Origin of the sequence: Halomonas sp. KM-1, assembly GCF_000246875.1 — a bacterium.
Classification (GTDB): Bacteria; Pseudomonadota; Gammaproteobacteria; order Pseudomonadales; family Halomonadaceae; genus Halomonas; species Halomonas aerodenitrificans.
In genome coordinates this window covers 1-9,147 of sequence record NZ_BAEU01000038.1, presented here as the reverse complement: position 1 = coordinate 9,147, position 9,147 = coordinate 1, and the positions used below count along the sequence as shown (strand labels likewise).

Below are 9,147 nucleotides of genomic sequence, written 5' to 3'. Positions count from 1 at the left end.
GCTGATGGCGCTGCACCTGGGCTGGAGCGGCTATCGCCAGTGGCGCCGAAAGCGCCTCAAGGCGTTGGGTAACTGAACCCACAGCCGGCAGCGACCGGCATCACCACACCACACCACAACAACGCAACCACGAGGTTCCGACTCATGAAAATGAAACTGCTGGGTACTGCCATTCTCTCTTCCGCCATGACCTTCGGCGCAGCCGGCATGGTCCAGGCCGATGACTTCCCGACCAAGCCGGTGACCATGGTGATCGGCTGGGGTGCCGGCGGCAGCACCGACATTCAGGGCCGCGTGCTGGCCGACATCCTCTCCGAGGAGCTCGGCCAGCCGGTCAACGTGGTCAACCAGCCCGGCGCCGGCGGCGGCGTAGCCCTGGCGCGCCTGGCCAACAGCCGCGACGAGGGTTACACCTTCGTTTTCGGCACCTCCATGACCATCACCTTCGGCCCGCTCTCCACCGAAGCCACCTACGAGCTGGACGACTTCCGCTACGTGGCCGGCGTGACCCTCGGCCAGTCGGCCATCGTCACCGGCGAGAACCGCCCCTTCGGCGACAGCTGGGAAGATCTGGTGGAGTATGCCCGCGAGAACCCGGGCATGAGCTATGCCACCCAGACCGCGCTGGACCGCATGATCATCGAGTACATCGCCCAGCAGGAAGGTCTCGATCTGCGCATCGTGCCCACCTCCGGCGGCGCCGGCATGGCACCGCTGATCCTCTCCGGCGACGTCGACTTCGCCTATAGCGGCGGCACCCACTCCGGCTATGCCGAGACCGGCGAGATGCCGGTGCTGCTGAGCCTGGCCGAGGATCGCCTGGTGGCGTTCCCGGATGCCCCGACCCTGCCGGAAGCCGGCTACGACATCAATGCCGCGGAGATCCGCGTCGCCATGGTGCCGCAGAACACCCCCGACGCCCACGTCGAGCGTCTGGCCGAGGCGCTGGAAGCCGCCACCCAGGACCCGCGCTTCATCGAGATCACCGAGGAGCGCATCCTGATGCCGGTGACCTACATCGCGGAAGACGAAGTCACCCAGACCCTGCGCGATCAGGTGGAAGGCTACAAGGCGCTGATCGAAGAGCTCGGCGGCCTGCCCGGCGAGGAGTGATTCTCGCCATGGCCCTGTCGTGACAGGGCCGTTCGAACGCCGACGCCGCCCCACGGGGCGGCGTCGCTGTTTGCGGGCTGTACGGAATAGGGGGCGAGTTCAGTCGCCCAGCGCCCCCAGGCGGTCGGCCTGAACCACCTCGATCCAGTAGCCGTCCACGTCCTTGACGAAGATGACATCCTTCATCTTGCCCTGATCCGAGCGCTTGACGAATTCGACCTCATTGGCATCGAACCACGCCTCGGCGGCATCGAGGTCGGGCACCGAAAAGCAGATGTGGCCGAAACCCTGGGGCTGGGCATTGCCATCGTGGTAGGCAAAGTCTTCCTGGCTCTCGGTGCCCCAGTTGTGGGTCAGCTCCAGCAGGCCCGTCTGGCTGAAGGTCCAGACCGTGCGCTCACTCTGGTCCTCCGGCACCTGCTCGGCGTCGTCCAGCCTGGCCAGGAAGTAGAGCGAGAAGTTCATCTCCTCGAAGTCGAGCCGGCGCATGACCCGCATGCCGAACACCCGCGTATAGAAGGCCAGCGCCTTTTGCGGATCCTTCACCCGCAGCATGGTGTGGTTGAGACGAAAGCCCTGCGAATCCGCCGTCGGCGTCTGCACGCCGGGGTGCTGCTCTCCCTTGAAGCTCATGCGTTTCTCCTGTGGTGTCGCTGTCATCTTGCTCGTCATCACCAGGATGATGCGGATCGTTACGACGTTTTTCCAGCCGCAGGCGGCTGTCTTACCCTTCGGATCGCGCTAAAGTAGGAAAAGTACCGCCATGAAGAGCGATCGCCCATGCCGACCTCATCCAGTCTCGAACAGGTAGCGCCAGGGGCCTTTCACAACGCCGTTGGGCATATGCTGCGCCATCTGACCTGGCTGCTGGCGCTGACCCTGCTGGCCGGCTGCGCCAGCCGTGACATTGCCACCCACGACCCGAGCCGCGGCCCGGACGCCCTCTCCATCGAGCGGGCGTTGATCCTGGCCACGGCCAAGAATGCGTTGGGCACCCCTTATCGCTTCGGCGGCAACACCTCGGAAGGGCTCGACTGCTCGGGCCTAGTGGAGATGGCCTACCGCGCGGCAGGCATTCAGGTGCCGCGCACCGCCGACGAACAGTTCCGTGCTCTGCCGTCGGTGCGCCAGGCCCAGCCCGGCGACCTGCTGTTCTTCGGCGACCGGCGCAAGGCGACCCATGTGGGTATCTACCGCGGCAACGGCCAGATGATTCACGCCCCGGGCAGCGGGCGCGAGGTCACCAGCGTGCCGCTGCATATCGACTACTGGCAGCAACGGTTTCTGGGGGCCGCCGGCCCGGCCCCCTAACAACCTCATCGCTCTGGTAAGATGAGTGGCTTTCCAATCGCATTGGTGATGCCATGCCACTCGATCTTTCCCTCTATCTGGTAACCGACCCCGAGCTCTGCGCCCGCCATGGGCTGGTGGAGACCGTGGTGGCTGCGGTGCGTGGCGGGGTCACCGTAGTGCAGCTGCGCGACAAGCACGCCTCCGATGACGAGATGATCGCTCAGGCGCGCCGTCTCAAGGCGGCGCTGGCCGGCAGCGGCGTGCCACTGATCGTCAACGACCGCCTGACGGTGGCGCTGGAAAGCGGCGCCGATGGCCTGCACATGGGACAGGACGATGGCGACGTGGCGGCGGCCCGCGCCGCCCTGGGCGAGAGCGCCATCCTCGGGCTCTCGGTGCAGAATCACGAGCAGCTTTCGCGCCTCGACCCGGCCGCCCTCGATTATCTAGGCCTCGGCCCGGTATTCGCCACCTCGACCAAGCGCAACCACGCCACCCCGCTCGGCTTCGACGGCCTGGCTGCCCTGGTGGCGGCAAGCCCGCTGCCGGCCGTCGCCATCGGCGGCCTCAAGGCGAAGCATGCCGCAGCGGTGCGTGCCGCGGGAGCCAAAGGGCCGGCGGTGGTATCGGCGATCTGCGGACAGTCGGACGCCGAAGCCGCCGCCAGGGCGTTCTTTGCCTGAAGTCAGAAAAAACCAGGGTGAAAGAGGTGATGGGCCCGAGGTGAGAGAACCTGAAGCGAGAGAACCTCAGACGTCGCGGTGCCCCTGTTCGCGGGTGTAGCGCTGCATGATCTCCAGGGTTTCCTGGCTGACGTGATGCTCCATGCCTTCGGCATCAATGCGAGCGGTGCGGTCGCTGACGCCGAGGGCGCGCAGGAACTGCAGCACGATGGCATGGCGCTGATGCGACATGGCCGCCATCGCCTCGCCCTTCTCGGTCAGGAACAGCGAACGGTAGGGCTTGCTGGACACCAGCCCCAGTGACTTGAGCCGGGTGACGGTCTTCGACACCGTAGCCTGGCTGACCCCCATACGCGCCGCAATGTCCGTCGAGCGCGCCTCGCCCTGATGCTCAAGCAGGTCGGCGATCAATTCCACGTAGTCTTCGAGAAGTTCGGTTTCGTGTGCGTTGCGCACGGCAGCGTACTGCTGCGCATGCTGGTCGCTGGGCGGCAGGGCGTCCGCCTTGCACAGGCGATCAGGCGTCACGTCATTCGGCGAGTCGGTCATCGGGCCAATATAGCCAAAGTGCTCATAGGGCAGCAACAGGGCCTCGATAGAGATTTCCTACTACCCTACAAGTTAACCTTGGCTAAAATAGTGTCTATACGCTTACAAACTCACCGCAACGTAACAACCGACCGTTAACGTTCAGCCACCAGAGGAGAGTGATCGATGCCGACCCCCAAGGGCTTCCTGCTTCTTAGCGCGTTTGCCTTCGCCATGTCGACCTCGGCCCAGGCCGCAGAGCCGCCCCTGAAGGTAGCGGCCACTTTTTCCGTGATCGGCGATCTGGTGCGCGATGTGGCGGGTGACGATGCCGATGTCACGGTACTCACGCCGGTGGGCGCCGAGGTCCATGAGTGGGAGCTGATACCGAGCAACTTCATCGCTCTCGAAGAGGCCGATGTGGTGTTCTACAACGGCTACGGCCTCGAGCAGTGGCTCTCTCAGATCAACGCCACGGTAGGCAACGGCGTGCCGGTGGTTGCCCTGGCCGAGGAGAGCGGCTACGCCACCCAGCCGATCGCCACCGGCGAATACGCCGGCGAGGTCGACCCGCACATGTGGATGGACCCACGCGCCGCGGCGGAATATGCACGCGTGATTGCCGAAACGCTGGCCGAGGCCCGGCCCGACGCCGCCGAGGCCTTCCAGGCGCGCGCCGAAGCCCTGCAGGAGTCGCTGCATGCGTTGCATGAGGAGCTGCTGGAGACGCTGGCGATCATTCCCGAGGAGCGGCGTCTGCTCATCACCAGCGAGGCGGCCTTCGTCTACTTTGCCGATGCCTTCGGCTTCGAGCACGACGGCATCTGGGGTACCAACGCCGAGGAAGAGGGTTCGCCGCGTCAGATCATGCGCATCGTCGATCTGATCGAGGAAAAGCAACCGGCCGCCATCTTCTGGGAGAGCACCATTTCCGACCGCCACGTGCGCAGCGTGGCCGACGAGACCGAGGTGGCGATTGCCGGCCCCCTCTACGTCGACTCCCTCAGCGAGCCGGACGCTGCAGCGCCCGATTACGCCAGCATGCTGCGCCACAACGTTGGGCTGTTGCGCGAGGCCCTGGGAGACACACATGAATGACAAGGTGCCGGCGCTCGAGGCACACCGCCTCAGCGCGGCCTATCACCAGCACCCCGTGCTGGAAGACGTCACCCTGGTGCTGCCGCAAGGCGAGTGGACCGCCATCGTGGGCCCCAATGGGGCCGGCAAATCGAGTTTGCTCAAGCTGGTGATCGGTGGCCTCACGCCGCTGCGCGGCGAACTGCGCATTCTCGGCGCAAGCCCAGCCGTGCAGCGCAGGGCCGGCAACATCGCCTACATGGCTCAGCAGGAGCACATGGAGTGGGACTTTCCCATTTCAGTGCGCGAGACGGTGCTGACCGGCCGCTACGGCCTGATGCGCCAGGACCCTTTGTGGCAACGCCTGCTGCCGCGCCACTGGGCCAACCCCAGCCATCGCCAGGCCGTAGAAGCTGCACTGGACGACGTCGACATGGCAGAGCATGCCGAACGTCCCATCGGCGAGTTGTCCGGCGGCCAGAAGAAGCGTGTGCTGCTGGCCCGCGCACTGGCACAGCAGGCCAGTATTTTGCTGCTAGACGAGCCACTGGCCGGGGTCGACCCACCCAGTGAGGCGCTGATTCTCGCCACGCTGGAACGGCAGCGCGACGCAGGCCGCACCGTCATCATGGTCACCCATGACATGCCCAGCGCACGTCGCCACGCCGACCGCGTACTGCTGATCAATCGCAAGGTGGTGGGCATGGGCACGCCGGAAGAGATGCTCAGCGACTCCATGCTGGCCCGCCTGGCGGTGGGTACGGCTTCCCGCTCAGCGTACGGAGGTACACGTGCCGCCGCTTGAATTGCTGGCCCAGGTGATCGATGGCTTGATCGCTCTGCTGATGCTGGTGGTGAACCTGCTGCCCGAGCCCCTGGCCGCTCCCTTCGAGTACCGCTTCATGCAGCGTGCCCTGCTCACTTCGGTGCTGGTGGGGGCGATCTGCGGCCTGCTCTCCTGCTACGTCGTGCTGAAGCGCTGGTCGCTGCTGGGCGATGCCATCTCTCATGCAGTGCTGCCTGGCGTGGCCATCGCCTACCTGCTGGGCTGGCCGTTCTTCATCGGCGCCTTCGTCACCGGCGCACTGACCTCGCTGGGCATCGGCGCGCTGGAGCGTCACACCCGGATCAAGGCGGATGCAGCCATGGGACTGATGTTCACCGCCGCCTTTGCGCTGGGCATCGTAATCATCAGCAAGATCGCCACCAGTACCCACCTGATGCATATCCTGTTCGGCAACGTGCTGGGCGTACAGACCACCGCTCTGATGCTGACGCTGGTCGCAAGCCTGGTGACCGCACTGGCCATCTGGCTCGCCTATCGCCCCTTGCTGCTCTACACCTTCGATCCTCAGCAGGCCCAGGCGCTAGGCTTCAACACCAGCTTCATCCACTACGGTCTGATCCTGCTGCTGACCCTGACCATCGTCGCCAGCCTGGAGACCGTGGGCATCATCCTGGTGGTAGCCATGCTGATCACCCCAGGTGCCACGGCCCACCTGCTCACCGACCGCTTCCCGCTGATGCTGGCGATCTCGGTCACTGTCGGCGTCACGTCCGCCGTGGTGGGCCTGGTGCTGTCGGTGTCGCTGGACGTCGCCTCGGGCGGCGCCATCGTGCTGGTAGCGTCGGGACTGTTCCTCGTCGCCCTGCTGGCGGCCCCCAAGCATGGCCTGGTGGCGCGCCACTGGCGACGTTGGCGCCTGAACCGGGTTTAACTGAATCGGATTAGGCTACGTCTGAAAAGTCGCCGAGCGAAGGCCAGACAAGGCAAAAATCAGCGAAAAGATGGAGTTTGCTTGGTGCAAATGAGTACTTTGAGCTGAGTTTTAACGCCGTATGGCCAAGCGCAGGCAGTTTTCAGGCATAGCCTAGGAGGTGGGGCGGCGCTTCAGGGTAGTCCGGCGATCATGATAGGCGATCGCCAGCCCGCTGCCGATGATCAGCGTACTACCCAGGAAGACCCAGAGATCAGGCATTTCCCCCCAGAACCACCACCCTAGCAACACCGCCCACAGCATGGCCGTGTAATCGAAGGGGGCGGCGATGGCCGCCGGAGCGAAGCGAAAGGCCATGGTGATACAGGCCGTCGCCCCCACCCCGATCACGCCGGCACCGAGAAACCCCAGCCAATGCCAGGGTTGCGGATCCTGCCATACCCAGGGCAGGGTCACAGCGGTCAGCACCAGCGGCACCAGGGTGATGTAAAACACCATGGCCCAAAGGTGCTCGGTGGCCCCGTAGCGTCGCGAGGTGATCATCAGCAGTGCATAGAAAACCGCCGCGCCCAGCATGATCAATGCGCCGGGATGGAAACCCTCGCCCCCCGGCCGCACCACCACCATCACACCGACAAAGCCCAACAGCGAAGCCGCCACGACTTGGTAGTCGACCCGTTCACCGAGCAACGGAACCGACAGCAATGTGACGAACAGGGGGGCAGCAAAGGCGATGGCCGTAGCCTCGGCAAGCGGCAGCATGGTCAATCCCAGCACGAAGAAGCCCATGGTGCCGGTATAGATCAAACCGCGCACCAGGTGGACCCCGGGCCGACGAGTACGTAGCTTGGTCAACCCACCGCCGTAGTGCGCCAGCACGGCGATCAACGGCAGCGAGACCAGGGTACGGAAGAAGATGATCTGCAGCGGCGAGTGCACCTCGCCCAGCCACTTGGCAATGGCATCGCCGATGGCCAGGCAGAGTACGCCGGCACACATGAACAGGATGCCCTTCAATGACGGCGACATGGCCCCTCCCCCCGGCAGGAAAAAACCACCCCGCCGACCAGGATGGGCGGCGGGCTTGTTGATTACCAACCTAACGGGTGGGGCGCACGGCGGCAAGTGCCATGCCCCAAGATGGCGCATCGGGGTGGGTGGAGGTCGAACCCAGAATGACGCGAGGTCAGGGCATAGTCACGCCATGGACGTTATGTTATAACGAATCATTCTCAGCGTTCGACCGCCTGCATACGCGAGCGCCTTGCAATCTCTACCATCGCTTTGAAGCGGGCGGACCTCGCAGCACGAATGATATGTTATAGAGTTTCACAAGGAGGTGCCATGCAGCCCCATCCCTCTCTCGATACTTCGGCGCACTGGGCATTCGGCCAGGAAATCGAGGTGCTGCCGCGCATTTTCGACGACGACATCACCCTGGCAGTCATGCAGCGACGGCTCGACTCGGCCCTCACCCTGGCCGTGCGCGCCCAGCTCAACGGCTCCCGCTCTCTCGACTGGCACTGGCGCGGCGCACCCGGCCAGGCAATGAAAGAGGATCTCGAGCGTCGGCTCCCCGCCCCTGAGGCCGGCGCAGCCCTGGTGGAAGACGTCAGTCATATCGCCGAGGCCATGGCCTATCTCTTCTCTACCGAGGCCATCGGCATCCGTCTGCGCACGCTGGAGGGCGCCATGTGCCCGCGCTTCCACGTCGACAACCTGGCGGTGCGTCTCGTGACCACCTATGCCGGCCCGGCCAGCGAATGGCTGCCCGAGCATGCCGTCAACCGCGCCGGGCTCGGCGCTCCGCATCCCGACAAACCCGATATCGTCGCCGATCCCGACGCCATTCGGCAGCTCGCCGTTGGCGATCTGGCTCTGCTCAAGGGCTGTGGCTGGATCGGCAACGAGGAGCGCGGCCTGGTCCACCGCAGCCCGCAGCCCGCTGCGGGCGAACGCCGCCTGCTGCTGGCGCTGGACCCGGGCTGACCCCGCTCCACCCGTTACTCAACTCCCTTCTTTCCATCTGAGGAAGCCCCCGGCAATGACTCCATGCCTTCGTCCCCTCCTGTTTGGCCTGGCCCTGCTGCCACTGGCGGCACAGGCCGATCGCCCACTGGCGGTCGTCGCCCCTTGGGAGATCACCGGCCTCGACCCCTCCACCTCAGGCTATGTGTTCAGCCGCATGCGCGTTGCCGAGACCCTGGTCGACACCGATGCCGATGGCCAACCAGCCCCTGGGCTGGCCAGCGGCTGGCAGGTCTCCGACGACGGCCTGACCTGGCGTTTCGCTCTGCGTGAGGGCGTGACCTTCCACGACGGCAGCCCGCTGACGGCACAGGCCGCGGCCGCGAGCCTCGAGCATGCCCTGGCCAAGCCGGGCATACTCGACTCGGCCCCCATCGTCTCCATCGAAGCCGAAGGCGACGACGTCGTGGTGCGTCTCGACAGCCCCTTCGCACCGTTGCCGGCCCTGCTGGCTCACTCCACCACGCTGATTTTGGCAGCGGATGCCTTCGACGACGAGGGGCGGGCCACCCAGGTGATCGGCACCGGCCCTTATCGCGTCGCATCGGTCGCGCCGCCTCAGCGTCTGACGGTGGAGCGCTTCGACGGCTACTGGGGCGAGACACCCGCCATTGGCAACGCCAGCTATCTGGCGGTAGGACGCGGCGAAACCCGCGCGCTGATGGCCGAGAGCGGCGATGCCGACGTGGTGTTCACCCTCGACCCGG

Annotated in this window: 11 protein-coding genes; 8 read left to right on the top strand and 3 right to left on the bottom strand. The window is 65.3% G+C overall.

The window, feature by feature from the left end; genetic code table 11:
* The first annotated feature begins 144 nt into the window (after window positions 1-144).
* Window positions 145-1,113 carry a tripartite tricarboxylate transporter substrate binding protein gene (locus B8115_RS03295; protein ID WP_010626327.1) on the top strand — a complete coding sequence of 323 codons (969 nt, stop codon included), beginning with the start codon at window positions 145-147 and terminating at the stop codon, window positions 1,111-1,113.
* Window positions 1,114-1,212: 99 nt separating this feature from the next.
* Here the strand turns inward: B8115_RS03295 and gloA are convergent, their stop codons facing one another.
* Complete coding sequence (gene gloA, locus B8115_RS03290) at window positions 1,213-1,746, bottom strand: lactoylglutathione lyase (RefSeq protein WP_010626326.1); 534 nt, start codon at window positions 1,744-1,746, stop codon at window positions 1,213-1,215.
* A 210-nt stretch (window positions 1,747-1,956) separates the two neighbouring features.
* Here gloA and B8115_RS03285 point away from each other — a divergent pair, with 210 nt between their 5' ends.
* Window positions 1,957-2,424: a C40 family peptidase gene (locus B8115_RS03285; RefSeq protein ID WP_026037861.1), complete on the top strand. Its 468-nt coding sequence runs from the start codon at window positions 1,957-1,959 to the stop codon at window positions 2,422-2,424.
* Between the two features lie 53 nt (window positions 2,425-2,477).
* Window positions 2,478-3,089 (top strand): thiamine phosphate synthase, encoded by a 612-nt coding sequence (gene thiE, locus B8115_RS03280; protein ID WP_010626324.1) that lies wholly within the window; start codon window positions 2,478-2,480, stop codon window positions 3,087-3,089.
* Window positions 3,090-3,155: 66 nt separating this feature from the next.
* Here the strand turns inward: thiE and mntR are convergent, their stop codons facing one another.
* Window positions 3,156-3,638 (bottom strand): manganese-binding transcriptional regulator MntR, encoded by a 483-nt coding sequence (gene mntR, locus B8115_RS03275; protein ID WP_035589973.1) that lies wholly within the window; start codon window positions 3,636-3,638, stop codon window positions 3,156-3,158.
* A 165-nt stretch (window positions 3,639-3,803) separates the two neighbouring features.
* Here mntR and B8115_RS03270 point away from each other — a divergent pair, with 165 nt between their 5' ends.
* Genes B8115_RS03270 through B8115_RS03260 form a run of 3 tightly spaced genes read left to right on the top strand, consistent with a single transcriptional unit; the run spans window position 3,804 to window position 6,412 of the window.
* Complete coding sequence (locus tag B8115_RS03270) at window positions 3,804-4,715, top strand: metal ABC transporter solute-binding protein, Zn/Mn family (protein WP_010626322.1); 912 nt, start codon at window positions 3,804-3,806, stop codon at window positions 4,713-4,715.
* A complete protein-coding gene (locus B8115_RS03265; RefSeq protein WP_010626321.1) occupies window positions 4,708-5,499 on the top strand; it encodes a metal ABC transporter ATP-binding protein in 792 nt (263 codons plus the stop codon). The genes B8115_RS03270 and B8115_RS03265 overlap by 8 nt, the downstream gene beginning before the upstream one ends.
* Before the next feature lie 40 nt (window positions 5,500-5,539).
* Window positions 5,540-6,412, top strand: a complete 873-nt coding sequence (locus tag B8115_RS03260) for a metal ABC transporter permease (RefSeq protein WP_051004592.1) — start codon at window positions 5,540-5,542, stop codon at window positions 6,410-6,412.
* A 153-nt stretch (window positions 6,413-6,565) separates the two neighbouring features.
* On the opposite strand, the gene B8115_RS03255 is transcribed toward B8115_RS03260, so the two are convergent.
* A complete protein-coding gene (locus B8115_RS03255; RefSeq protein WP_010626319.1) occupies window positions 6,566-7,441 on the bottom strand; it encodes a DMT family transporter in 876 nt (291 codons plus the stop codon).
* Window positions 7,442-7,756: 315 nt separating this feature from the next.
* On the opposite strand from B8115_RS03255, the gene B8115_RS03250 reads away from it, so the two are divergent.
* Both B8115_RS03250 and B8115_RS03245 read left to right on the top strand, forming a co-directional pair.
* Window positions 7,757-8,401: a DUF1826 domain-containing protein gene (locus B8115_RS03250; protein WP_010626318.1), complete on the top strand. Its 645-nt coding sequence runs from the start codon at window positions 7,757-7,759 to the stop codon at window positions 8,399-8,401.
* 55 nt (window positions 8,402-8,456) lie between these two features.
* The coding region (locus B8115_RS03245) for an ABC transporter substrate-binding protein (protein ID WP_010626317.1) at window positions 8,457-9,147 on the top strand (691 nt) is incomplete at its 3' end.

What these genes read in the sequence shown, in the direction of transcription:
- B8115_RS03295 (WP_010626327.1), top strand. Translation starts at nt 145, where the DNA reads ATGAAAATGAAACTGCTGGGTACTGCCATTCTCTCTTCCGCCATGACC.
- gloA (WP_010626326.1), bottom strand. Translation starts at nt 1,746, where the DNA reads ATGAGCTTCAAGGGAGAGCAGCACCCCGGCGTGCAGACGCCGACGGCG.
- B8115_RS03285 (WP_026037861.1), top strand. Translation starts at nt 1,957, where the DNA reads ATGCTGCGCCATCTGACCTGGCTGCTGGCGCTGACCCTGCTGGCCGGC.
- thiE (WP_010626324.1), top strand. Translation starts at nt 2,478, where the DNA reads ATGCCACTCGATCTTTCCCTCTATCTGGTAACCGACCCCGAGCTCTGC.
- mntR (WP_035589973.1), bottom strand. Translation starts at nt 3,638, where the DNA reads ATGACCGACTCGCCGAATGACGTGACGCCTGATCGCCTGTGCAAGGCG.
- B8115_RS03270 (WP_010626322.1), top strand. Translation starts at nt 3,804, where the DNA reads ATGCCGACCCCCAAGGGCTTCCTGCTTCTTAGCGCGTTTGCCTTCGCC.
- B8115_RS03265 (WP_010626321.1), top strand. Translation starts at nt 4,708, where the DNA reads ATGAATGACAAGGTGCCGGCGCTCGAGGCACACCGCCTCAGCGCGGCC.
- B8115_RS03260 (WP_051004592.1), top strand. Translation starts at nt 5,540, where the DNA reads ATGCTGGTGGTGAACCTGCTGCCCGAGCCCCTGGCCGCTCCCTTCGAG.
- B8115_RS03255 (WP_010626319.1), bottom strand. Translation starts at nt 7,441, where the DNA reads ATGTCGCCGTCATTGAAGGGCATCCTGTTCATGTGTGCCGGCGTACTC.
- B8115_RS03250 (WP_010626318.1), top strand. Translation starts at nt 7,757, where the DNA reads ATGCAGCCCCATCCCTCTCTCGATACTTCGGCGCACTGGGCATTCGGC.